The organism is Mesorhizobium sp. LSJC285A00 (assembly GCF_000503155.1).
Lineage (GTDB): Bacteria > Pseudomonadota > Alphaproteobacteria > Rhizobiales > Rhizobiaceae > Mesorhizobium.
On the sequence record NZ_AYVK01000032.1, the window covers coordinates 12,349 to 35,964 of the forward strand.

Here is a 23,616-nt window from a genome sequence, read left to right on the forward strand (position 1 = left end):
TCAGCCGGCGCTCTGGATCATGTAGAGCTTGCGCGTGGTCTCGCGTATCAGCCACTCGCCCTTCCAGCCCTGCGGCAGGACGAGGAGATCGCCCGGACCGAGTTCCCGCACCTCGCCATCGATGCGGCTCAGTTCCACGCGCCCCGAAATGATGTGGCAGATCTCCGACGAGTCCGAACGATCGGCGGTGAAGCGGCCGGGCGTGCATTCCCAGATGCCGACATCGACAGTCCCGTCAGGCGATTGAAAGAACGAGCGCACGGCCTCGACCTGATCGCCTTCAATCGAGCTTGGCTTAGGAGAGAACGCGCCGATCTCGGCCTTGGCGAGATCGTGGAAGGTCGAAAGATCGATCAAGTCTAGCTCCATGGATAAGAGCAATTCCAGGAAAGGGGTCTGCCCCGGAATTGCGTGAGAACAAATGGCTTTAGTGGCCGGTGATGCTGTCGGCCAACGCGGCCAGCTTCGAGGTGCGCGCAAGCCCTGCCGCCTCGCGGCCATCGGCAATGCGATAAAGCTGGTACATCGAATGCACGCCCAGCCAGCGGAAGGGCTCCGGTTCCCATGGCCTGACCTTGCGGTTGACCCAGGGCAGCTTCGTCAGCTCGGTGTTTGCCCCGAGAACAAGGTCAGCCAGCGTGCGCCCCGAAAGGTTGGAGCTGGACACGCCGAGGCCGACATAGCCGCCGGCCCAGCCGATGCGGGTCGCGGGATCGAGGCCGACCGTGGTGCACCAGTCGCGCGGCACGCCGAGCACGCCGCACCAGGCGTGATCGATGCGGCATCCCTTGGTCTGCGGCAAGAGCGTCGTCAGGATCGTGTGCAGCTGGTCGATCGTGGCCTGCTGCGTCTGGCCGTTGACGTCGGTGCGCGAGCCGTAGCGATAAGGCACGCCGCGTCCGCCCATCGTGATGCGTCCCTCACGCGTGCGCTGGGCATAGCAATAGGCATGCGCCGCATTGCCGAGCAGTTCGTGCCCTTCCCAACCGATGTCGCGCCACAGGTCGGGCGGCAGCGGCTCAGTCACGATCTGCGCGCTGTTGAGCGCCAGCCAGGTCCGCTCCTCGCCGGGGATGCCTGATGTAAAACCCTCGGTCGCGCGGATGATCGTCTCCGCCTGCACCGTACCGCGGTCTGTCGTCACGCTGCCCTTGGCGATGCTTGTCACCGTCGTCTTCTCATAGATCGGCACGCCCAGCCGCTCGACGGCATCGGCAAGCCCACGCACCAGCTTGGCCGGCTGCACCCGCGCCTGGCCATGGACGACGAAGCCGCCCATGACGTTACGGATGTTGATGCGCGTGCGCGTTGAGGCGGCGTCCAGCATCTCGACGCGGTTCGGGTCGACATCCCAGGAACGGATCGTCTCGCATTCTTCGCGCACGCGCTCCAACTGCGCTGCGTTGGTGGCCACCGTCAGATTGTCGACGCGGCGAATGTCGGCGTCGATGCCTTCCTCGGTCGCGACCCGGATCACTTCATCAACGCAGCCTGCCATCGCCGCCTGCATCGCCATCACGCCTTCGCGGCTCGATGTCTTGAGATATTTTTCGCGCGACCAGCTGAAGCCGCCCGACAGCCAGCCGCCATTGCGCCCCGAAGCGCCGAAGCCGGCAATTTCGCGCTCGACGATCACGACGCGCAGCGATGGCTTCGCCTTTTTCAGATAGTAGGCGGTCCACAGGCCGGTATAGCCGGCGCCGACAATGGCGACATCGGCCTCGATGTTTCCAGGCAAGGGCGGGCGCGGAACGGGAACCGCCCCCAGATCCGCATACCAGAACGATATGTCGCCGTTGCGCTTGGCTTGCATGGAATGACTTTCAGATGGGATCAGGCCAGATGGGATCAGGTGAGTGTGGTGTCGGCGCTTGCGTCGTCCGCCAGCAGCTTGGCGTCGCTGCCGTCGAAGCAGAGCTCGACCTTGTCGCCGAGGCCAAAACTCTCGCCGGTCACCGGTGAGCGCACGATCGCGGCCGAGCCGTCGGCGAGCTTAACTTCGTATTTCGATTCCGAGCCGAGATAGATGGCTTCCGCGATCGTCCCCGACAGGCGGTTGGCGCCATTGGCAGCACTTTGGCCGGCTCTTTGGATCGCGAGCTTTTCGGGACGCAGCAGCATCACCGGACTGGCTTCTCCCGACAGCTTACGCGGTACCGTCACCGTCTCGCCGGCGATGCTCAGCGCGGTGCTGTTGCCATCGCTGCGCGCCTTGCCGCGCAGCACGGTGGAATCGCCGATGAAGCGGCCGACGAACAGCGTTGCCGGCTCGTCATAGAGCTGACGGCCGGTGCCGACCTGCTCGATGCGCCCGCGGTTGAACACGGCGATGCGGTCGGACAGCACCAGCGCCTCTTCCTGATCATGCGTGACATAGACGAAGGTGGTGCCGAGCTCGCGGTGGATGCGCTTGATCTCGAGCTGCAGCCATTCGCGCAGCTTCTTGTCGAGCGCGCCGAGCGGCTCGTCCATCAAGAGCAGCGGCGGGTCGAAGACGATGGCGCGTGCCAACGCCACGCGCTGCTGCTGGCCTCCCGACAATTCGCTGGGATAGCGATGCGCAAAATCGCCCATCTTGACCATGTCGAGCGCCCTTGCCACGCGTGTCTGCCGCGTCGCCTGGTCGACGCCGCGCAGCGTCAGCGGATAGGCGACGTTGCGGCCGACGCTCATATGCGGGAACAGCGCGTAGTGCTGGAAGACGACGCCGATGTTGCGCTTGTGCGCCGGCACGCCGACGACGCTCTTTTCCCCAACCAAAAGCTTGCCGCTGGTGACGTCGGTAAAACCGGCGATCACGTTGAGCGTCGTCGTCTTGCCCGAACCACTGGGGCCAAGCAGCGTCATGAACTCGCCGGGCTCGATGCGCAGCGACACGCCGTCCAGCGCCTTGAAGCCGCCATAGGCCTTGCTGATCGCTTCGAGATCGATCGAGGCGCCCTTGCTTGTCGGCTTCGGATTCATTGGCGTCCTTTCCGCTCGCGGCCAAGAAGGAGCATGCCGCCGGCGATCAGGATCGTGGTCGCGAAAAGCAGGATCGTGCCGACGGCCGCCACCGTCGGGTCGGCATCGCGCGTAATCGAGGCGAAGATCTGCACCGGCAATGTCTTGAGATAGGGGTTCGTGATGAACAGCGACACGACAATCTCGTCGAACGAGGTGGCGAAGGCGAACAGCAGGCCCGAGAGCACGCCCGGCGCGATCAGCGGCAGCGTCACCGTGCGAAACGTGGTCAGTGCGCCGGCGCCCAGGCTGGCTGCGGCTGTCTCCAGCCGGCGGTCGAACACTTCGAGACTGGCCGAGACCGCGATCAGCACGAAGGGCAGCGCAAGGATGGTGTGGGCCAGCACGAAGCCGAGCAGCGTCCCGACGAGCTGCGTGTCGAGATAGACGGCATAGATGCCGATCGCCAGCACCACGCCCGGCACCACCATCGGCGTCAGCATCAGCATACGCAAAAGGTTCGCCGGCCGCGCCTTCATGCGGTCGAGGCCGAAGGTGGCAAGCGTGCCGAGCACCGTCGCCAGCACCGCCACGATCGAGGCGACCTTCAGCGAATTCAGGAAGCTGTTCGACCAGTCCGGATTGGTGGCGAAATTCTGGTACCACTGCCAGGAAAAGCCTTGCGGCGGAAACGCCAGCGATTTGTTTTCGTTGAACGACATCGGCACCACGACCAGCGTCGGCGCCACCAGCCATATCGCCACCAGCAGGCAGACGAGCCCGAGAAGAACGCGGGTGAGCGGCTTCATCTCCATCAGCGCCGCCCCGCTTCCCGATGCCTGGACCGCATCACAGGTGCTGCCAGCGCCAGCAGCACGAAGGTGGTGACCAGCAGAACGACGCCCATGGCGCCGCCCCTGCCCCATTGCAGCAGGCTCAGCACCTGCGTCTGCACCAGCGTCGACAGCATGGTCGAGCGCGGGCCGCCGAGCAAAGCCGGCGTGATGTAGAAGCCGAGCGACAGGATGAAGACGATGACCGCGCCGGCATAGACGCCGGGCAGCGACAGCGGCAGATAGACGGTGAAGAACGCGCGCGACGGCCGCGCACCGAGGCTTTGCGCCGCACGCATCAGCCTGAGGTCGATGCCTTGCATCACGGAATAGAGCGGCAGGATCATGAACGGCAACAGCACCTGCGCCATGCCGATGACCACGCCGGTCTGGGTGCGGATCAGCTTGACCGCGCCGAACCCGACCGAGCGCAGCAACGAATTGATGACGCCCGAATCCTGCAGCAGGATCACCCATGACAGCGTTCGCACCACACCACTCACCCAGAACGGGATCAGCACGCAAAGCACAAGCACCAGCCGGACGCGCGGCCCGACCGCGGTCATCAGATAGGCATAGGGATAGGCCGCGATGACGCAGACCAGCGTCACCCAGGCCGAAATGACGAAAGTCCGCTGCAGCACTGTCAGGTTGACCGGCGCGCCGAAGAACCAGGCATAGTTCTGCAGCCCCCACTCAGGTTCCGACAGGCTGCGCAGCACGATGGTGAGCAGCGGATACCCGATCACCGCGACGAGCAGGATGAGCGCCGGCGCCGTGAGCGCGAACGGCCGCCATGCCCGACCCGACCGCGCATGGGCGGCGGGTTGGGCGATGGGTTCGGACGCGCTCACGGCCTGGCTCTCACTTGGCTGTTCAGTTGCCGGCCATCAGCGCCGACCACTTCTCCTGCGCCACCGGGAAGTTCTCGACCCAGAACTTGATGTTCTGCTTGTAACCCTGCTTCTGGCGCTCGGGCGTGTTGGTCAGGAAGGCGGCGACCGACGCATCGACCTTGGGCTGCGCGTCATTGTTGATCGGCGTATAGGAGGTCTGCTGCGCCAGGATCTCCTGCGCCCCCTTGCCGAGATAGGCATTGAGCAGCGCATAAGCCGCATCCGTATCCTTGACGCCGACCGGAATGGTCATCTGGTCCATCACCACCAGCCAGTCCTGCCAGGCCGGCGCATATTTGGCGCCGTTCTTCACCGCCGTCATGGCACGTCCGGTCCACATCATCAGCATGTCGGCTTCGCCAGATTCGGCAAGCTGCTGCGATTCAGCGCCGGTCTTCCAATAGATCGTGTCGGGACCGAGCTTGCGGATGACATCGATGGCCTTGTCGATGTCGGCCACCGTCATCGCCTTCGGGTCGCCGCCAGAGGCCTTCAACGCCTGCTCCAGCAGGCCGCCCGTCGGGTCGCCCGAACCGTCGAGCGCGCGCGTGCCGGGGAATTTTGCCGTGTCGAAGAAATCGGCCCAGTTCTTGGGCGGGTTATCCCCATACTTCTCCTTGTTGTACATCAGCACGACGCCGTAGTTCATGGCCGGCACCGAGCATTCGCCGACCTGGCCCTCGGGCACCTTGGAGACGTCGAGCTTGCTGAAATCAAGCTTCTGGAACAGCTTGCCGCAATAGACGTAAGGCGGCAGGTCGGCGGTGTCGACGACGTCCCAGGTGACGTTGCCGGATTCGACCTGCGCCTGCAGCTTGGCGATCTCTGTCGGCCCGTCATTGAGCAGCGTGGCGCCGGACTTTCCGACGAACTCCTTGAGCGCGGCGGCCTGGCCGTCCTGGTAGATGCCGCCATAAGAGACGAGCGTCAGCGTCTTGCCCTTGAGCGAGCCTTCCTTGACCTCACCCGCGACAGGCTTTTCCTGCGCGAACGCTGCGGTTGCCAGAACGCCGAGCGCCAGCACGGCGCCAAGGCCAAGATGTCTTGTTTTCAGCATGATTATTGTTCTCCCATTTGACCCGCATGGATTGAACCTACCTGGCTGCGAGCGGTTTCCAGGCCCTGTATTGATCGAGTTCGGCGCGCACCGAAGTCGGTGGCGCAATGATCCACATCACCTCGGCTCGGCCACTGCCGATGTTCTCTGAGCGATGTGCTGTCGATGTCGCGTATTCGATGCTGTCGCCCTCTTCCAGCACATGCCTGACATCGCCGAGCGAAACCTCGACGATGCCGCGCAGCACGACGAGCATCTCGTGCGCGTCGCCATGGGTGTAGAGCGCTGGGCCGGTCGAGCCGCCGATTTCGAACTCGCCGACATAGACTTCCATGTCGCTTAAAGGGGGACGCGAGAGCAGCATCTTGCGGCAGCCGTCGCTGGGCGGCAGGCTCGGCCGCTCGCTGCGCAGCAAGACCCCGCGCTGCCCGGCGGCACTATCCTCGAACAGCATCGCCACGCTTACACCCAGCGCCGAGGCCATCTGGTTGAGCGAGGCGGTGCTGGCGCCGGTCAGGCCGCGNAGCATCGCCACGCTTACACCCAGCGCCGAGGCCATCTGGTTGAGCGAGGCGGTGCTGGCGCCGGTCAGGCCGCGCTCGAGCTGGCTGATGAAGCTGGCGCTGGTCCCGGTCAGCTCGGCGAGTTCGCGCAGCGAAAGCCGCCGGCCGAGACGCAGGCTCTTCAGCCGCTGGCCCAGCATCTGATGGGCATGCGTCGCCGTCGAGGCGACGCCATTCTTGACCGGAGCCTGGTCGGTGCTCATCCCGTCTTTTTCTCCCACTGAACAATTTGTACAGTGACACTGTACACGTGGCAAGCGCCGAGTAGGGACATTTAAGATGCCGGCCGAGGCCTAGTCTTCGCCCGGTCGCGCCGCGCCTTGTCGAGTTCCTCCGCGTAGCGCCGCATCAGATGGCCCTCGGTCAAAAGCCCGACAACGGCCCGGTTGTCGAAATTCTCGACCACCGCCAGTTCCTCGGCGACGGCGCGCTGGATGGTTTCGGCGGTGGACCGGACGTTCATGGTCGGCACCAGCACCGCATGCCGGAATTTGGCCGGCGCCAGCACCGGCGTCTCACCATCGGACGGATCGCTGTGCAGTTCGGCGACGATCAGCACGCCGACATAATGCCGGCTGCTTGCGGCGCCATTCTGGCGCTGAGGCGCAGTCAGGCTTGCCGCCCCGCTTCAATTCCCCGCGAGCGTGTCGAGGTATATGAGCGATCGCTTACGCAATCGACGCAGCTGTGTTATTTTTGGCCGTCTCTATTTCCCTCAAGGAGGAGAAGATGAGTGCGCGGGGATTTTTTTCATTAGCTGTTGGCATGATTTTTTTGAGCTCGTCTGCGGTGAGCAATTCAAGCATGGATATGCCGGTTAGGTCTGTTGTGTCACACCCGATGTCTCTTTTTTTGGCGGGAGGCAATCCGGAAAACCAAAGCCGGCCGGCAAAGGAATTTATCCAGACTGCACAACAAGATGTTTGCTGTCCCGGCGGCTACCCTTGGTATCGCAATTCGACGAACACCTGCTACGGCAGCTATGAAGACTGCCACGATACCGATGGCGGCGGATGGTCCTGCAGACAGGTCAACGCCTGCTAGATTTTCTTGGGCCCACGCCTTCTTGACTGTGCCCGGTCCTCAGATCGGCTTCGGCTCGCCGGCCTCATAGAGCATGAGGTTGCGCTCGCCTATGCCGAGCGATGCCCAGCTCGCCCGCCAATCGGCGATGTGAGGCGAGCGGAAATGCGCGTCGAGCGCGGCCCTGTCGCTCCACACCTCGGTTACATGGATGAGCCCGACGTCGAGCACGTCCTGCGCGTAGGAGTATTCGATGCAGCCGGGCTCCGCACGGCTGCCCAGTATCATGCGCCGCATGGCCGGCCTTGCCTCGTCGAGCAGTTGCGCAGGCAGGCGAATGGTGCCGATGATCACCAGCATGATCTCTCTCCTCAAGGCCTCTGTCGTCCTGGCAAGTAACCAGTCCTCCCACCCTCGCGCAAGCTTGACCGGTTAGGCTCGAAGGGCTGTCGCGTGCTCGGCAGGCTTGTGATTGGGGACGATATGGCCGTCAGCGAAAGCTTAGCGACAGGAACAGTGGCCAAGAACGGCCGCGATGTCTTCTTCGCCATCGGCATCGTCATCATCCTGGCCGTGCTGTTCCTCCCGATCCCGGCCTTCCTCATCGACATCGGCCTCGCCTTCTCGATCGCACTGTCGGTGCTGATCCTGATGGTGGCGCTGTGGATCCAGCGGCCGCTCGATTTCTCGTCCTTCCCGACCGTGCTGCTGATCGCCACCATGCTACGGCTATCGCTCAACATCGCCACCACGCGCATGATCCTGTCGCACGGCAATGAGGGCACGCACGCCGCCGGCTATGTCATCGCCGGCTTCTCCAAACTTGTGATGGCCAGCGATTTCGTCATCGGCCTGATCGTCTTCATGATCCTGATTGTGGTCAACTTCATCGTCATCACCAAAGGCGCCACCCGTATTGCCGAAGTCGGCGCCCGCTTCACCCTCGACGCGATCCCCGGCAAGCAGATGTCGATCGACGCCGACCTGTCCGCCGGCATGATCGACGACAAGACAGCGCAACTGCGCCGCCGCGAGCTGGAAGAGGAATCCTCCTTCTTCGGCTCGATGGACGGCGCCTCGAAATTCGTCCGCGGCGACGCCATTGCCGGCCTCATCATCACCGCCATCAACATCGTCGGCGGCATCGCCATCGGTTACATCAGGCACGGCATGGGCATGGGCGAAGCCGCCGATGTCTTCATCAAGCTGTCGGTCGGCGACGGCCTGGTCACCCAGATCCCGGCGCTTATCGTTTCGCTCGCCGCCGGCCTGCTGGTGTCCAAGGGCGGCACGCGCGGCTCGACCAACCAGGCGGTGTTCGGCCAGCTCGGCGCGCATCCGCGCGCGCTCTATGTCGCGGCCTCGCTGCTCGTCCTGCTCGGCCTGATGCCCGGCCTGCCGTTCTTCCCGTTCTTCACGCTGGCTGCAGGCATGGCCGGTCTTGGCTACGTCATCCCGATGCGCGCCAACCGCGAGGCTGCCGCCGCCGAAGCGATCAAGGATCTGGAGAAGGCGAACAAAGTCGAGGAAGAGAAGAACTCGGTCAAGGCTTCGCTGACCACCGCCGAGATCGAGCTTCTGATCGGCAAGCAGCTGTCGACGCGGCTGCTGGTGTCGCATCAGGAACTGGTGTTCCGCATGGCCAAGATGCGCAAGAAATTTGCCACGCAATACGGCTTCGTCGTGCCGGAAGTGCGCGTCGCCGACGATTTCGGCATCCCGCCGAAAAGCTATCAGATCAAGGTCCACGGCACCGTCGTCGCCGAATATCAGATGCGCGTCGGCGAGATCATGGTGCTGCTGGGGAACCGGGATTTGCCCGACGTTCCCGGCGAGGAAATCCGCGAGCCGGCCTTCGGCATGCGCGCCTTCTCGGTGCTGGAAACCTTCGCCGAGGATCTGAAGCGCGAGAACTATACCTTTGCCGACAACATGTCGGTGCTGCTCACCCATTTGTCCGAGGTGATCCGCAACAACCTGCCGCAGCTTCTGTCCTACAAGGACATGAAGGCGCTGCTCGAGCGCCAGGATCCGGAATACCGCAAGCTGGCCGACGAGATATGCACCTCGCACATCTCCTACCCCGGCCTGCAGGCGGTGCTGAAACTGCTGCTGGCCGAACGCGTATCGATCCGCAACCTGCATTTGATCATCGAGGCTATCGCCGAGATCGCGCCGCATGTGCGCCGCACCGAGCAGATCGTCGAGCATGTCCGCATCCGCATGGCCCAGCAGATCTGCGGCGATCTCTCCGAAGGCGGCATGCTCAAGGTGCTGCGGCTCGGCAACCGCTGGGACCTCGCCTTCCACCAGAGCCTCAAGCGCGACGCCAAGGGCGAGGTGCGCGAGTTCGACATCGACCCGCGCCAGCTGGAGGAATTCGGCCAGGACGCGACCAAGGCGATCCGCAAGCATCTCGAGGCCGGCGAGCGTTTTGTCCTCGTCACCGCGCCCGATGCGCGGCCTTATGTGCGCATGATCATCGAGCGCCTGTTCACGACGCTTCCCGTTCTCTCCCATGTCGAAATCGCCAAGGGCGTCGAGATCAAGGTGCTCGGGACGATCTCGTGAACATCCTGTCGCAAGGCGTCGTCATCGCCGCCTTCCTCGCCTTCTGTCGCATCGGCGCCTGCTTCATGCTGGTGCCGGGTCTGTCCAGCGCCCGCGTGCCGGTCCAGGTCCGGCTGTTCGTGTCGATCGCCGCCACCGGTGGCCTGCTCGCCTTCCTGTGGGACAAGATCTTTCCCTTCGTCGATGCGCGTCCGCAGGTGCTGGCGCCGATGATCATCTCCGAACTTTTGGTCGGCGGGCTGATCGGCGCGGTGACGAGGCTCTACATGGAGGCGCTGCGCTTCATGGGTTCGGCCATCGCCATGCTGATCGGCTATGGCGGCACCGGCGGCCCCGCCATCGAGGAGCCGGAGCCGCAGGCGGCCCTCGCCGCCATCATCTCGTTTTCAGCGTTGCTGCTGCTCTTCGTCTTCGATTTCGACCACGAGATCATCCGCGCTCTGGTCGCCTCCTACACGGTGGCGCCGGTCAACGTCTTCTTCAACCCGCAGGCCGCACTGGTCGATCTCACCGACACGGTGTCGGACGCCTTCTTCCTGGTCATCCGGCTCGGCAGCCCGTTCATCGCCTATGCCATCCTCGTCAATTTGACCATCGGCTTCGTCAACAAGTTGACGCCGCAGATTCCGGTCTACTTCATCTCGCTGCCTTTCGTCATCGCCGGCGGCATGATCATCTTCTACTTCGCCATCGGCACCATGCTGTCGCTGTTCGTCGACGGCTTTGTCGATCTGACGCTGGCGAGGTGAGATGAGCACGCGCAAGGAACGGCTGAAGAAACTGGTCAAGGTGCAGGAGCAGCTGAAGGCCCTGCACGAGACGCGCCATGCGGCCTTCCTGGCGGCAGCCGCAACCGCCGAAACCGAGGCCAAGGAACTTGTCCAGCATTTCGACGCCGACCAGTCGATGGCGGTGCTGTTCCCTGACCTCTACCATCGCCGCATCGCCAATGCGCTGGTCCGGCAGGAAGCGAGCCTGGAAAGCGCCAGGCAGGAGGTCACGCTCATCGCCACTGCGACGGCGCGCACCAACATGGTCGAACGTGCCTACAAGGACGTGCGAAGCCGCGACGAACGCGAACGCTCCGACCGCGACCGGCTCGATCTGATCGCGCAGAGGCGAGGCGGCGAGTAGCTGCAGTTCCAGTAAATGCAAGCATTTCCGGCGGCCTGTCGACAGGCTGGCTTGCGCGCATTGGACGTTCCGCGGTTTACCGCGATCTTAAACGCGTCAGCTTCGAGCGAGATGACCTCTGCATCTGCGCAGCCCGATATCCTACGAATAGGCTTTGGTTAGTGGCCGCTTTTTGAAGAACCGCCGAAGATTGGACAACGTCCTTACAGCTGGTCTCTCCTCAAGCAGCAGATCAATAATCCCGTTGGCTGCGGCATCCGATCGAAAACGCTCTGCCCATTCTTCTGTCAGGCCATCGCGCTGGATCTGAATCGAAGAAGCCGGTCTCTCGGCGGGAGCTCCAACACCCATATGCTCAGCGACCGCTTCCAAAAAAGGTGTCGGATCCTCAAACATCTCCTCATAGACGACATGCTTGTGGGGCAGCCCAAGCATGTCGAGATATTTCGACCAGAACGAGTACCCATCTTCAAGAGAAATGCAGGCTCGGGAGATCTCCGCGAAATCGTAGGCGGCTTTCGCTCCCGTTCCCCTTGCTCTGTTGGTCCATTGCCTGGAAACACTGGCGCGATAGTACGAAATGGCCTGTCGGAGCCGGTCTCGCCGTTCAAGGAAAATCAACCCGATTTCGTGCTTCTTCAGCGTTTCAAACAGAAAGTCTTTCTCAAACGTTTCTCGCGTTTCACGCAGATGGCCAGGGAACAGCTTGATGGCGAAACGCCCGTTTTCTGACAATCCGGCCTTGAGGACGGCGCTTTCCAGCTCGTCATAAGAGCGGGCCACGAATTTGAGATGGTCTGGATCCAGCCATTCCCCGAAACACCCCATGGAACCTGTGGCATTCGCAAGGCTTCCAAGCCATTCGGAGCCGCTTCTCGGTACGGTTAAAAGCGCAACGCCCTTCAAAGAGTATCTCCTCCAACAGCAATGGGTTTATAACGGCGTTCCTCGCAGAACAAATCTCAATTTGCCGCTAGGCAAAGCCGAACGCCCGAAAAACAGTCGCCGGCCGGCGAGCAAGCGAACCGGCGCGCTCCTGTTCACCGGAAAGTTGCCGCAAGAAGGCGCCCGCGCCAAACTGCGGCTTGACCCGAACCTGCAAATCGCAACTGCTGATGTCGGGTGGGGGCATACGGATGAAAGACATTTCAGTGATCATCCCTGCACACAATGCAGGGCGTTCGATCGCTTCGACGATCCGGTCGCTGGCTTCGGAAGCCGACCTCATCGAGGAAATCCTGATCGTCGACGACGGATCGGCGGACGGCACCGCTGAAATCGCCGAACAGACCGGCCGGCAAAGCGGGCTTCCGGTGTTGGTCAAACGGGTGGACCGATTTCAGGCGGGCGCCGCCCGCAATGTCGGCATAAAGACGGCCGTCTCGCCATGGCTCTACTTCATCGACGCCGACGACATCCATCTGAAGGACGGGCTGCGCAACTTGCTGCGCAAGGGCACCGAGCATGGGAGCACCGGAATAGTGGTCGGCTCGTATATCAGGCGCACAGATGGCGTTGACCGGCTCATAGACGCGCCAGCCGGATATGGTCCATCAAAGCTCGAAAACGCAGGCAATTATCTCATTGACAAATGCGAGACGATCAACGTCGGCGCTGCCCTGATCAGAAGCCTGGCGATCGGCACAGTCCGCTTTCCCGAAGGCGTCGCCTACGAGGAGGACACACTGTTCTGGGCAAGGCTGTTGACCCAGGCCGGCGTCGACAAGGTGCCCAACCCGGTGCTGACCTACCAAATATCGACTGCACGGGCCGACAATCGGCTTTTGGTCCAGCCCGCTACGCAGTTTTTCATTTGGCGCAAGGCATTGCGCGAGCTTGGCACTGTTCGGATCGACGAGGATACATTGCGCAGGCGGGAAGCTCTTCTGGCCATCAAGATTGCCCGCGTCCATTACCTCCACGGCAGTTTCCGCACAGCTGAACGATTTCTCATGATCGCCAGGCCTTTGCCGAAGACCGCAAGGACGCAATGGCGGTTCTGGCGGTATCGGCTCAAGCTATGGCTCAATCGGTCGACGAGAACGCCTGAAGGGCCAGGTGGGTCGCACAAAGAGTCGCTGGATCTTCGAACGTAATCGGGCCGGCTTTCTTCAGGAGCGTGATGAACAGGTCGAAATTCTCAGCGGTTGTGGGCAGGCTATCGTGGGTGAGGATAACGCAATCCCGCTTCGCTCGAACTTCGCGAAGCGCGCTCCTGATCCACCCCTTCGGCTGGCGGTGAGGATCCCAATCGTTTGGATCCACATCCCACAGAAGGGTGCGATGCCCGAGTTCATCCGCAATCTCTGAAACGACCCGGCTCAAAGCCCCGAAAGGCGGACGAAAAATCTTCCCTCCCGGCGTGAATGCGGAAATCAGACTACCGGTGCTCTCGATCTCCTGGCGAACTTCCGCTGGTTTAAGCTCGGTCAGACGGCGATGCGAAAACGTATGGTTTCCGATCCGGTGTCCCGCATCGAAGACGCGCTGGACGATGGCCGGATGAGCGGCCACCTTTTCTCCAATCACGAAGAACGTAGCCTTGATCCGATGAAGGTCGAGCACCTTCAAAATCTGCTCGGTATGACCGGGCTCCGGACCATCGTCGAGCGTAAGCCAGACGCGCTTCGGCAATTTCCCGGCGTCACGCTTCCGGGCGTCAAACGGTGATGAGAAGCGTGGGATTTTCATCTTGCCGGCCATGCACCCCGAAATAGTCAGGCTTCTGTTCCAATGCCCAGCCCCCCTGAAAGCAACAGCCTCGGCTCGGCGCATGTGGCCGTGTCTACCAAAGCTCTCCGACAAACAGGCGCGCCGCTTCCTCGTGCCCATGGGATAAGAAAGGATCGCCGCCGAAAGCTTTGGCATGTGACGACCATGCTGCTTGCTGGCCCGGTGCTCGTGCTATGGCGATGGCTTCGACGAGCGCCCGAAAAGAGTACGCGCCGGCGATGACGACGCCGGCATCGGCCTTTTCGACCAAGGGAGCAAACCCGCACGTATCGGTGGTGATCACCGGAAGTGCATTGGCAAGGGCTTCGACGATGACCGTTCCCGTGGTTTCGATTCGGGCAGGATGAATGAGAAGATCCGCCGCAGCCATAACAGCCGGTATGTCGTCTCGGATTCCAATGATCTTTGTTCGGCCCCGGGCGTGTATTGTCACCTTCTGGATCAGGCGGCTGCCCATGCCGCTGACAGGCACGACGCCCACCACCACCCAGACCGAGTCGGGAAATGCCTCCAGCGCGGCCGCCACCCTGTCGAAGCCCTTTACCCAAGCCGAGGAGCCGATCGACAGCCATACCTTGCTGTTTGGCGCAATGCCCAATTCAGCCCGGATGCGTTCGCGCGTTCCGTCGGTGCGTAGATGCGGCATGCGCCTCGTCGGATCGAGATTGGGCGAAATGCGTCGAAACCGACTCTCCGGCGTTTTCCAGACGCTCTGATACTCATTTTGCTGGCGCTCGGTCAGCATGATGAGGCTGGTGCGCGAACTTGGCGAAAAGCAAAGCTGCTCCAGCCGCATCTGGGTTCGGTGGCGTGGTGAAAAAGGGCGCCACGCGCCTGTCTTGATCTTCGCGTAAGAGCGATCGCCGGAATAATAGATGTCGAGCATCGGAAGCTTGTTGAAACCGATGATCCGGTCAAACCCCTGGCGATGCGCCTTCAGCGCGGCGCCAAGCGCGATATCCCTTCCGGGATTGGTGCGATTGTTGGCTTCTACAATCTGGATCGAACAGCCGGGGTCTGCGATCGACCCGCGTATTTCCGTGGTCAGGATCGTAACCTCATGCCCCGCCGCCACGATATTCCTGGCGATAGAGAGGCAATCCCGTTGCAGCCCGCCGAAAGTCGACAGGTTGCTGATCGCTATCCCGAAGCGCATTCACCAGCCCTCGGAACGGAAGTAATCCCGGCAAAACACTATATTTGGCCCCCACAGTCGAACGCTTTGAAAACAAAGGAATGCGACAAAAACAAGAATGTAGCGTTCACGCTTTGGTGAAAAAACCTCGGAGTTTTCGAGGCTTGTGAGGGGCTCCGGTATGCAATGGTGGATCGCGACCAACTGCGTGAAACACGTTGGCTTATAGGTACGCTATCGGCGTGTTCACTGTTGCATCGGCGTCCAGTTCGGATTTCGATGTCTGCGCAGTGTCCGGATCGACCATCGACCTTGCCAACGCTGCCAGATTGGAACGCACCTGTTCCGCGCCGTAAAGTTGGCGTGCCCGTTCCTCCGCTGCAGCGCCGATGCTGGCCGACCTTTCATCGCTGCTCATCAACTCGACCATCGCTTCGGCAAAGGCCCCTTCCTCATTGGCAAGGACCACTTCCTTGCCATCGATGAAACCGAGCCCTTCCGCTCCGATGGAAGTTGAAACGACCGGTCGGCCGTACAGCGCAGCCTCAATGATCTTGATCCGTGTGCCGCCGCCACGCTTGACCGGACAGACAACAACCCTTGCCCTCGCATAGGCAGATGAAAGATCCGTAACGAATCCTAGCGTCTCTACCCCTGCGCCGGCGTCATCTATTCCAAGTTCGCGGCCGCCATCACCGGCGATGAGGAGCCGCGCTCGCGGCAGCCGTGCCCGGACCAGCGGAAAAACCTTTCCAACAAGCCAGAGGATAGCCTCGGCATTCGGTGGATATCGGGTGTAGCCGACAAAAAGAGCCGTTGGCTCGGAAGGCATCGGGGAACGGCCGGTCATCACGGCAGCATTGGGTGCGACTTCGATGCGGGCGCCCGGCGAAAGCTCTTCGACGATTTTGCGATCATGCTCGGAACACACGAGGCCCACCGTCGCAAACCCCGCGACGAGTCTTTCTGTTCGGCGTGCGACCGCGGACACCAGGCTCAGTTTAAGGCGTTTCGCGGGAGAGCGCTCCATCTGGCGAGACCTGCCAAGGGCGACATGTTCGAGGTCATCGAAGTCGACGAGCACCGGAGGCAAATCCATCACCGTGCGGATCAGAGCCGCTGTCGACGCCAATCGATGCGCCAGGATGAGGTCGGGCTTCAACTCGCTGATCGCCTGCTCAAGCCGGGAAACTTCCGCCATACGGCTGGAACGCATCGTGACCCGGCCCTCCGTGAAACTGACTGCGCCGCGCGTCGCGGCGATCACGTCGCGGATGCCAAGATCGCGCGGCCAGCGCCGGAACCAAGACGGCAGAGCGGGCGGTGAAATCAGTATGATCCGCCCGGCAACAGACCATGACCGCCGAAAATCCTCGACGGATTGACGTTGCCGGTCTTCGTTTTCGGACCAGTGCAACGGCCACATGAAAACGAAATCGACGGAACCGACACTACCCAGCGCATCGGCGTGACGCCGGAGCCTCTGGAAGACGCCATGGACCATCTGGTCCGGCAGGTGGGGAAAATACTCCGACACGATCAGGGTTTTGATTGATTGCGTCACTTCGAATTTGCCCGGTTGCGGAACTGAGGTTTACGGGCTCTTTGCCGAGTAAAGGCGACGCTTGTCCCTGCCGTCCAGCCACCCTGTGAAGCGCCACCATGAAAGGCGATTGTCTCGTAAAGATGGCGCTGGGAGCGGTCCCCCGTTTCCGACGCCGTTGCAACGTGGTTTCGCAGCAGGCGGAGAAAGCGCTGCGGTCCGTAGGCAGGCGCTGCGGCTTGCAAAGCTGCGCGAGGAGTGACAAGCCTGCCGGTGAACCTGCTGTCCAGGGCCTGCAAGGCGCAACAGCGCGTCGTGGCACCGGCTTTCAACGCAAGAGCCCTTATGTCAGAGCGAGCCTGCACGGTCATCATTCCAACCTACAATCGCCTGCCTTATCTGCTGAAGGCGGTCGCCTCGGTTACGGCTCAGACGTTCGGGGACTGGGAGCTGCTCATTGTCGACGACGGAAGCACGGACGACACCTTGGCCGCTATCACTGCGCTCTCTCTGGCCGAGCCACGTCTGCGCATTTTGCGAAACCCCGGCACGAGCGGACCGGCCGGCGCGCGCAACGCCGCGATTCGCGAGGCGCGCGGACTGTATATCGCGTTTCTGGACAGCGATGATCGGTGGGACGACGACAAGCTGGCGCAATTCATTGCGGCGGCCAACACCCGGCCCGACGCGATCCTGATTGGCAGCGACTATCGCATGGTCGACGAGCTTGCCGACACGTCCATGACCGCCTGCGACATGATCTTCGGTACCATGATGCCGTGGTGGGAAACCTATGATCGGACCGCATCTCTTCTGCCATGCCGGGAACTCAAGGCGGACCGTTCCCTGCTGGCCCGCTCTGATGTCGTGCTGACCACGACCATCGCCGGATACCTTTGGATTCACACCTCCTCGACGATGGTTCGGCGCGACGCGATACTGGCGGCGGGAGGGTTCGATGAAAGCCTCGCCCGCACCGAGGACATCGACCTTTGGCTGCGGCTCAACACGCGCGGACCCTTCGTCTATATCGACCGGCAATTGGCGACCTATGACGTCACTGGGCGCGATACGGCAGAAGGCGAACGCTACCAGACGCATTCAGAATCACGACATCATGACGAATACACGGAGTGGAAGCACCATCTCGCGCTCATGCTGCGCATTCGAAAACAATACCGGCTTTCTCCAGCGCTTAACGCTCTGATGGAAGACCGGCTCGACTATTTTGACAAAAATTGTGCCAGGGCCGCCTGGCGGACAGGCCGGAAAACCCTCTGGCTCAAGCACTGGATTTCGAGCCTGCGGCGGGCGATCGGGCTTGTGCGTTCCGATAGGTGAGAACGCGCGGAAATGGCTGCGGCAGGCCTGAGCCATCGAGCGGGATGTCAAGTGCCCTAAGGACCGCGGGCAAGCGTGCGCTGCGTGAGAAGCTGGTCGCCACGATCTGCGCGGCAGCCTGACCAAGACGGCTCACCGTCGCTGCTTCGGCGTCCAGAAATTCCTTCAGCTTTTCGCCCAACAAGCTCGCCGTCGATATGTCGGACACAAAGCCGTTACTGCCGTCTTTGATCAGCTCCAGCGCGCTCGCCATGGGATGGGCGACACAGGGTAGGCCTGTCGCCATCGCCTCCAGCAGGCTGAGGGAAAAACCCTCGACTGAGCTGGCCAGTACGAAGAGGTCAAGCGCATGGTAGATCGCACGCGGATCGTTTTGCCAGCCGAGCAATTTGATCCGGTCAGCAGCTCCGGACGAGCGCACTTTGTTTTCCACTTCGGAGCGAAACCAGCCATCCCCGGCGATGATCAGAGCGACGTTGGCGGCGGGCCGACTCGCGCGAAGAGCCGAGAAAGCATCAATCAGGACATCGATATTTTTTTCCGGCCCGAACCGGCCGACATAGCCGATCGTTCGCACATCGTCTGACAGTCCAAGCCGTTCGCGCGCTTGGCGCCTTTCATTGACAGTCGGTGGTGCGAAGATGGGGTCTACCCAATTAGCACAGACGCGGACCTTGTCGGGAGCCATGCCAAACTCTTTCGTCGCGATCTCTGACAATTCGCTCGACACGCCGATGGTGCGTTGGACGCAGGCATTCATGACCGCGCCATATCTGCACTTCGAAAACATGGATCGCCACGCGGCCTCGCGCGGCCTGTGTTCGATGGTGTAAATTCGCCGGCCCGCGGCCTTGGCCATGAGCAACTCGACGACAGGCGTTTCCGCGAAAGCACCACGGCAGAAAATGATATCGTGGCCGGGATGCCTGACCAGCACAGACCACCAAAGGATGTATCTTGAGATCGGGAACCGTCTCGGTTTGACGATGAGCCTTTGATAAGAAAGGCCCTCGACAAGCTCTACATCGATTGTCTCAGGGGAAAGGAGCTCGGAAAAATAGTCGGTGTTGACGGAAATGATCTTGACGGGAAACCCAAGCGAAGCGGCGGTGTGGGCCACGTCGGCGGTATGGATATGAAGACCGCCAGGATCCCCGCTCCCGCCGACAAACAAGAGGCGTCTTCTTTTCACTTTGGGATCTCACTGAATCCGCCACTCTGGCGGTGATAAACCGCACAACGGGTGCGGTAAAGGATTGGGCCGGGATTACAAGTGGGATAGCCGCCTCGTCGAACAGGCTTCGGTAAGCAGGCCTTCACCGTCCGGGGTCATTGAAGACCACCCGTGTGGACGGCCGCTATTGGCGCGTAGTAGACGAGCTGACAGCATTCCGCCTCCCCTCTCCCTCGCAAGCCTGCCACAAGCTTGTTGCGGCATGGTCGCTCAGGAAACCCGGCAAAGAGGCGGACTTTCTTGGCGATTTCTCCACCCAGTGACATCGTTCTCGATGTTGCCCGAGCCGTCGACCCGGCGGATATCGAGGCTGCCCGTGCCGCGCTGGCCAAGCGGGCCAACGGCGTTGGCGGTAATTTTTCTGTCGACATGGCTGCTTCGGTCGATGCCGGCTCGATTCTGTCGCGCGCCACCGCCGACAAGGCCGCCGCAAATGCCGATCCCGCCAGCAAGTTCAAGAAGTTCGAGGCGATGGTCTTGCAGACCTTCATCCAGAACATGCTGCCCAAGGACACAGAGGGCGTCTACGGCAAGGGGCTGGCCGGCGACATGTGGAAATCGCAGCTTGCCGAGCGTGTCGCCGACGTCATGGCCGAGCGCGGAGGGATCGGCATCGCCAAATCGCTGCTCGCCGACCACTACAAGGACGGCAAGCGCACCGTGCCGATCGGCCCGGTGTCAACCGGGCCGCACAAGACCGAGATCGACCAGCAGACCCGGCTGTCCACCTCGCTGGTCGAGGAATTGCAGCGCAAGGCCGCACGGTCGATGACCGGCGACGAGACGACCATCAAAACCGAAATCAAGATCTAGACCAGGATTTTCAATGGCCGATTTTTCAAAATACTCTTCCAACCTGCCGGCGCGTACGTCCGAAGCGCCGATCCCGTTTGCACGGCCGGGCAACCTTGCCGCCATCATCGGCCGCATCGAGGAAGCGGTCGAGGAAGAGACGGCCGGTTTGAAGAACGACACCAGCTATGACCTCAAGGCCTCCAACGCCCGCAAGAGCCGCTACCTCTATGAGCTGACCCGCGCCATGAAGGGCGCCAACGAGATCGAATTCCTGGAACAGCATCGCGACAGTCTGGCGCGGCTGCGCCAGAAGCTCGCGAAAAACGAGGCTGCAATCCTCGCCCACCTCAACGCGGTCAACGAAGTCGCCACGCTGTTGAAGAACGCCATTCAGCGCGCCGAAGCCGACGGCACCTATTCGGCCGGCGAATTCGGTTGGGCGAGCTGATGATCTCGGCAACAGGCGGGAACAACCGGTGATCAAATTCATCGCTGCCGCGATCTGGATCTGCGCCGCCACGCTTGGCGCGGTGTTCTATTCGTTCCAGGCGGCCGGTGAGCGCGGCGTCGGCGAGACGCCGAAACCGATGCTGGGTGGCCTCGACTACGTCAAGACCGACATCATCTCGGTGCCGCTGATCCGCGATTCCAAGATCGACGGCTATTTCCTCACCAAGCTCGTCTACACGGTCGAGCCGGCCGAGATAAAGAAGATGTCGATCCCGGCCGAAGCGCTGATGACCGATCAGGTCTATTCCTATCTCTACTCCAATCCTCAGATCGACTTCACCAAGAAGGAAACCATCGATCTCGATGCCTTCCGCAAGGCCATACGCGACACCGTCAACGCCCGCGTCGGCGCCGACCTGGTGCATGAAGTGCTGATCGACCAGGTCAACTTCCTGACCAAGGATGAAATCCGCGACAACGCCATGCGCCGCCGCAAGGATCCGGCCACGCGGACCGAACCGGCCCCGGCGGAATCGGCCCAGGCCGAGGCGGCGAAGCCCGCTGCTGAACACTAACCTTCATCGCAGGGTGAATGTTCTCTGCCGCATTCCTTCCGACTGAAACGAGATGACGCATCGCGCGTTGACGTTTACGTCAACTCGAAGCTATATGCGCCAAGCGACCAGGATCGCGGCACGCGCGAGACAGCGACTTCGGCGGAGGCCGGTCACTGAAGCGCGGCAAAACGCAACGAGACCAGGAGAACAGTCATGAGCGTTCAGGACATTGCCGAGAAGATGAGGTCGCGCGTGGCGAGCGCCGGGTTCGAACATTCCGTGAAGTTCGATACCGGCAGTGACGGCGTCATCGTCATCGACGGCGCAACCGTCTCGACCACCGACGCGCCGACCGACTGCACCATAAAGCTGTCGCTCGACGATCTGGATTCGCTGATCGCCGGCGACCTCAACCCGACCATGGCGTTCATGTCCGGCAAGATAAAGGTCGAAGGCGATATGTCGGTCGCCATGGCGCTCAGCCAACTGATCGGCTGAGCCCTTCGCAAAAACAAAACGCCGCCCTCGCTGAAATGCAAAGGACCGGCGGCGTTTGTTTTTGGACAATCAGGCGGCCAGCGACAGCCTCTGTGCCTTGAGCTTGCGACCTGCAGCCCTCAGCGTGCGACGCGCGCCGTCGAGCGCACCATCGATCAGTTCCAGCGCCAGCAGGCGGTGCCGCTCGTACGGACCAGGCATGGCGAGCGCGCCGGTCTTCTCCGCCGAGAAGCCGAAGCGGCCATAGTAAGGCGCATCGCCGACCAGCAGCACCGCGGCATGGCCGAGACGCGCGGCCTCGGCCAAAGCATGGCGCATCAGCGCCGAGCCGATGCCGGCGTTCTTCAGCGCCGGATCGACGGCGAGCGGCCCTAGCAGGAGCGCCGCCGGGCCGCCCTCGCCCAGCCTTACATCCCAAAGCCGCACAGTGCCGATCACCGCGCCCGCCGCATCACGCGCCACGAAGGCGAGGCCTTCGGAAGGCCGGCGGCCACGCCGCAGCTTCTCCGACGATTTCTTGCGCCGCATCGGCCCCATGGCGCGATCGAGCAACGCTTCACGCGATGCAATGTCTGCCGCAGTTTCGGCGACGACAACAATGGCGCGGGCACTCTCCCCCCTCGAGGGGGAGATGTCGCCGAAGGCGACAGAGGAGGTCGGCACGACCTGACGCGACACCGCGTCGTGGACCAGGGATGCCGGCGCTTCACGCGAGACGACCCCCTCTGGCCTGCCTGCCATCTCCCCCTCAAGGGGGGAGATTCCCACGGCACCATCAATGTAATTTACAATGTCCATTTCCGCGATCCTTCACGAGCGGAGCTTGTTCCACAGGCGAACCCGAGCGGACGCAAACGTCCGCCTGAGGTGATCTGAAGGCCGAAGCCGTCAGATCACGTAGGATCGGAGAGGCTCGAAGCCGTTGAAGGCGACCGCCGAGTAGGTGGTCGTGTAGGCGCCGGTGCCTTCGATCAGCACATCGTCGCCGATGGTCAGCGACAGAGGCAGCGGATACGGCGTCTTCTCGTACATCACGTCGGCCGAATCGCAGGTCGGGCCGGCGAGCACGCAAGGTGCGGTCTCCGAACCGTCATGGCGGGTGACGATCGGATAGCGGATCGCCTCGTCCATCGTCTCGGCCAGACCGCCGAACTTGCCGATGTCGAGGAACACCCAGCGCACATTGTCGTTTTCAGCCTTCTTCGAGATCAGCACGACTTCCGACTTGATGACGCCGGCATTGCCGACCATGCCGCGACCCGGCTCGATGATGGTCTCAGGGATCGCATTGCCGAAATGCTTGCGCAGCGCCGAGAAGATGGCCTGGCCATAGGCCTGGGCCGCCGGCACGTCACGCAGATAGCGCGTCGGGAAACCGCCGCCCATATTGACCATCTTGAGGACGATGCCTTCGTCGGCGAGCGTGGCGAACACCTTCTTGGCGTCGGCCAGCGCACGGTCCCACGCCGTCAGGTCGGTCTGCTGCGAGCCGACATGGAACGACACGCCATAGGCGTCGAGGCCGAGCGTCCTGGCATGGCGCAGCACGTCGACGGCCATCGCCGGCACGCAGCCGAACTTGCGCGACAGCGGCCACTCGGCGCCTTCGCCGTCGGTCAGCACGCGGCAGAACACGCGGGCGCCGGGAGCGACGCGGGCGATCTTGTCGACTTCCTCGACGCAGTCGACGGCGAACAACCGGATGCCGAGCTGGTAGGCGCGTGCAATATCACGCTCCTTCTTGATGGTGTTGCCGAAGGAGATGCGGTCCGCCGGCGCACCGGCATCCATCGCCATCTCGACCTCGGCAACGGAAGCGGTGTCGAAGGACGAGCCCATCGCAGCAAGCAGGCGCAGGATCTCCGGCGCAGGGTTTGCTTTCACCGCATAGTAGATTCTGGAATCGGGCAGCGCCTTCTCGAAGGCACGGAAATTGTCGCGCACGACATCGAGGTCGACGACGAGGCAGGGGCCGGACGGACGTCGGGTGGCGAGGAAGTCGAGGATGCGCTGGGTGGCCATCGGGGTCTCTCCATTAACGCCTTGCGGCGCGCAATAAGGCTGCGGGACGCGGGCTTTCGGCCTCGCGAACACGCGGTCAAACAAAGGCGGGACGGAAATCCATGGAACCAGCCGGTGGAGACCCCGGAACCATGAAACGCCGTCTCGCGGCGGTGAACCTTGGCCTTGCCCGGCCTCGGTTCGCTTTGTCTGCCTTGGCTTGGATGGGAGACCCGTCCGCACTGCCGGCAATGAAGGTGTGCCTCTTCAGTAACCCCGGTCTTTGGACGACCGGCAGAACACCAGAAA

Annotated in this window: 26 protein-coding genes; 10 read left to right on the forward strand and 16 right to left on the reverse strand. The window is 62.1% G+C overall.

Features of this window, described 5'->3' with window-relative positions; translation table 11 throughout:
• The 8 genes from X726_RS146045 to X726_RS146010 form a co-directional block, all read right to left on the reverse strand.
• Positions 1 to 369, reverse strand: a complete 369-nt coding sequence (locus tag X726_RS146045; protein WP_081725355.1) for a cupin domain-containing protein — start codon at positions 367 to 369, stop codon at positions 1 to 3.
• A 58-nt stretch (positions 370 to 427) separates the two neighbouring features.
• Positions 428 to 1,813 (reverse strand): FAD-binding oxidoreductase, encoded by a 1,386-nt coding sequence (locus X726_RS146040; RefSeq protein WP_023671900.1) that lies wholly within the window; start codon positions 1,811 to 1,813, stop codon positions 428 to 430.
• Positions 1,814 to 1,848: 35 nt separating this feature from the next.
• Positions 1,849 to 2,964, reverse strand: coding sequence for an ABC transporter ATP-binding protein (locus tag X726_RS146035; RefSeq protein WP_023671901.1), 1,116 nt, complete (start codon positions 2,962 to 2,964; stop codon positions 1,849 to 1,851).
• Positions 2,961 to 3,758 (reverse strand): ABC transporter permease, encoded by a 798-nt coding sequence (locus tag X726_RS146030; protein ID WP_023671902.1) that lies wholly within the window; start codon positions 3,756 to 3,758, stop codon positions 2,961 to 2,963. Before X726_RS146030 ends, X726_RS146035 begins: the two co-directional genes overlap by 4 nt.
• Positions 3,758 to 4,630, reverse strand: a complete 873-nt coding sequence (locus X726_RS146025) for an ABC transporter permease (protein ID WP_023671903.1) — start codon at positions 4,628 to 4,630, stop codon at positions 3,758 to 3,760. Before X726_RS146025 ends, X726_RS146030 begins: the two co-directional genes overlap by 1 nt.
• A gap of 22 nt (positions 4,631 to 4,652) precedes the next feature.
• On the reverse strand, positions 4,653 to 5,729 hold the full coding sequence (locus X726_RS146020; protein ID WP_023671904.1) for an extracellular solute-binding protein: 1,077 nt from the start codon (positions 5,727 to 5,729) through the stop codon (positions 4,653 to 4,655).
• A gap of 37 nt (positions 5,730 to 5,766) precedes the next feature.
• A complete protein-coding gene (locus X726_RS146015; protein WP_031215268.1) occupies positions 5,767 to 6,495 on the reverse strand; it encodes an XRE family transcriptional regulator in 729 nt (242 codons plus the stop codon).
• Between the two features lie 71 nt (positions 6,496 to 6,566).
• A complete protein-coding gene (locus X726_RS146010; RefSeq protein ID WP_023671906.1) occupies positions 6,567 to 6,851 on the reverse strand; it encodes a hypothetical protein in 285 nt (94 codons plus the stop codon).
• A gap of 170 nt (positions 6,852 to 7,021) precedes the next feature.
• Between X726_RS146010 and X726_RS1000000170695 the strand changes: the two genes are divergently transcribed.
• Positions 7,022 to 7,336 (forward strand): hypothetical protein, encoded by a 315-nt coding sequence (locus X726_RS1000000170695; protein ID WP_155921527.1) that lies wholly within the window; start codon positions 7,022 to 7,024, stop codon positions 7,334 to 7,336.
• 39 nt (positions 7,337 to 7,375) lie between these two features.
• Here X726_RS1000000170695 and X726_RS146005 read toward each other — a convergent pair whose 3' ends face one another.
• Positions 7,376 to 7,675 (reverse strand): putative quinol monooxygenase, encoded by a 300-nt coding sequence (locus X726_RS146005; protein WP_023671907.1) that lies wholly within the window; start codon positions 7,673 to 7,675, stop codon positions 7,376 to 7,378.
• A 123-nt stretch (positions 7,676 to 7,798) separates the two neighbouring features.
• Here X726_RS146005 and flhA point away from each other — a divergent pair, with 123 nt between their 5' ends.
• Genes flhA through X726_RS145990 form a run of 3 tightly spaced genes read left to right on the forward strand, consistent with a single transcriptional unit; the run spans position 7,799 to position 11,020 of the window.
• Entirely contained in the window at positions 7,799 to 9,886 is a 2,088-nt protein-coding gene (gene flhA, locus X726_RS146000; RefSeq protein WP_023671908.1) for a flagellar biosynthesis protein FlhA, read from the forward strand.
• Positions 9,883 to 10,635, forward strand: a complete 753-nt coding sequence (gene fliR, locus X726_RS145995; protein WP_023671909.1) for a flagellar biosynthetic protein FliR — start codon at positions 9,883 to 9,885, stop codon at positions 10,633 to 10,635. Before flhA ends, fliR begins: the two co-directional genes overlap by 4 nt.
• A gap of 1 nt (position 10,636) precedes the next feature.
• On the forward strand, positions 10,637 to 11,020 hold the full coding sequence (locus X726_RS145990) for a hypothetical protein (protein ID WP_023671910.1): 384 nt from the start codon (positions 10,637 to 10,639) through the stop codon (positions 11,018 to 11,020).
• A 141-nt stretch (positions 11,021 to 11,161) separates the two neighbouring features.
• On the opposite strand, the gene X726_RS145985 is transcribed toward X726_RS145990, so the two are convergent.
• On the reverse strand, positions 11,162 to 11,926 hold the full coding sequence (locus X726_RS145985; protein ID WP_023671911.1) for a Stf0 family sulfotransferase: 765 nt from the start codon (positions 11,924 to 11,926) through the stop codon (positions 11,162 to 11,164).
• Between the two features lie 230 nt (positions 11,927 to 12,156).
• Between X726_RS145985 and X726_RS145980 the strand changes: the two genes are divergently transcribed.
• Entirely contained in the window at positions 12,157 to 13,116 is a 960-nt protein-coding gene (locus tag X726_RS145980; protein WP_023671912.1) for a glycosyltransferase family 2 protein, read from the forward strand.
• On the opposite strand, the gene X726_RS0135980 is transcribed toward X726_RS145980, so the two are convergent.
• The 3 genes from X726_RS0135980 to X726_RS145970 all read right to left on the reverse strand — a co-directional run bounded on the left by X726_RS0135980 (position 13,046) and on the right by X726_RS145970 (position 16,452).
• Positions 13,046 to 13,723, reverse strand: coding sequence for a polysaccharide deacetylase family protein (locus X726_RS0135980; RefSeq protein WP_023804733.1), 678 nt, complete (start codon positions 13,721 to 13,723; stop codon positions 13,046 to 13,048). The two genes, X726_RS145980 and X726_RS0135980, sit on opposite strands and share 71 nt — an antisense overlap.
• Positions 13,724 to 13,805: 82 nt before the next feature.
• Positions 13,806 to 14,909 carry a glycosyltransferase family 4 protein gene (locus X726_RS145975; RefSeq protein ID WP_023671914.1) on the reverse strand — a complete coding sequence of 368 codons (1,104 nt, stop codon included), beginning with the start codon at positions 14,907 to 14,909 and terminating at the stop codon, positions 13,806 to 13,808.
• Positions 14,910 to 15,111: 202 nt separating this feature from the next.
• The gene (locus tag X726_RS145970) at positions 15,112 to 16,452 is read right to left on the reverse strand and encodes a glycosyltransferase (protein WP_023671915.1); all 1,341 of its coding nucleotides are present in this window, start codon (positions 16,450 to 16,452) and stop codon (positions 15,112 to 15,114) included.
• Between the two features lie 252 nt (positions 16,453 to 16,704).
• Here X726_RS145970 and X726_RS1000000168200 point away from each other — a divergent pair, with 252 nt between their 5' ends.
• A complete protein-coding gene (locus X726_RS1000000168200) occupies positions 16,705 to 17,772 on the forward strand; it encodes a glycosyltransferase (RefSeq protein WP_156940701.1) in 1,068 nt (355 codons plus the stop codon).
• Here the strand turns inward: X726_RS1000000168200 and X726_RS1000000168205 are convergent.
• Positions 17,714 to 18,964 (reverse strand): glycosyltransferase family 4 protein, encoded by a 1,251-nt coding sequence (locus tag X726_RS1000000168205; RefSeq protein ID WP_084630874.1) that lies wholly within the window; start codon positions 18,962 to 18,964, stop codon positions 17,714 to 17,716. The two genes, X726_RS1000000168200 and X726_RS1000000168205, sit on opposite strands and share 59 nt — an antisense overlap.
• Before the next feature lie 282 nt (positions 18,965 to 19,246).
• On the opposite strand from X726_RS1000000168205, the gene X726_RS145965 reads away from it, so the two are divergent.
• The 4 genes from X726_RS145965 to X726_RS145950 all read left to right on the forward strand — a co-directional run bounded on the left by X726_RS145965 (position 19,247) and on the right by X726_RS145950 (position 21,306).
• Positions 19,247 to 19,819, forward strand: a complete 573-nt coding sequence (locus X726_RS145965) for a rod-binding protein (protein WP_023671918.1) — start codon at positions 19,247 to 19,249, stop codon at positions 19,817 to 19,819.
• Positions 19,820 to 19,832: 13 nt separating this feature from the next.
• Positions 19,833 to 20,249: a hypothetical protein gene (locus X726_RS145960; protein WP_023671919.1), complete on the forward strand. Its 417-nt coding sequence runs from the start codon at positions 19,833 to 19,835 to the stop codon at positions 20,247 to 20,249.
• Positions 20,250 to 20,277: 28 nt separating this feature from the next.
• A complete protein-coding gene (locus X726_RS145955; protein WP_023671920.1) occupies positions 20,278 to 20,826 on the forward strand; it encodes a hypothetical protein in 549 nt (182 codons plus the stop codon).
• 195 nt (positions 20,827 to 21,021) lie between these two features.
• Entirely contained in the window at positions 21,022 to 21,306 is a 285-nt protein-coding gene (locus tag X726_RS145950; RefSeq protein WP_023671921.1) for an SCP2 sterol-binding domain-containing protein, read from the forward strand.
• Positions 21,307 to 21,375: 69 nt separating this feature from the next.
• Here X726_RS145950 and X726_RS145945 read toward each other — a convergent pair whose 3' ends face one another.
• Together X726_RS145945 and odc2 are read right to left on the reverse strand one after the other, a co-directional pair.
• Positions 21,376 to 22,047, reverse strand: a complete 672-nt coding sequence (locus tag X726_RS145945) for an N-acetyltransferase (protein ID WP_023671922.1) — start codon at positions 22,045 to 22,047, stop codon at positions 21,376 to 21,378.
• A gap of 147 nt (positions 22,048 to 22,194) precedes the next feature.
• Positions 22,195 to 23,328, reverse strand: a complete 1,134-nt coding sequence (odc2, locus tag X726_RS145940) for an ornithine/lysine decarboxylase (RefSeq protein ID WP_023671923.1) — start codon at positions 23,326 to 23,328, stop codon at positions 22,195 to 22,197.
• Positions 23,329 to 23,616 lie beyond the last annotated feature (288 nt).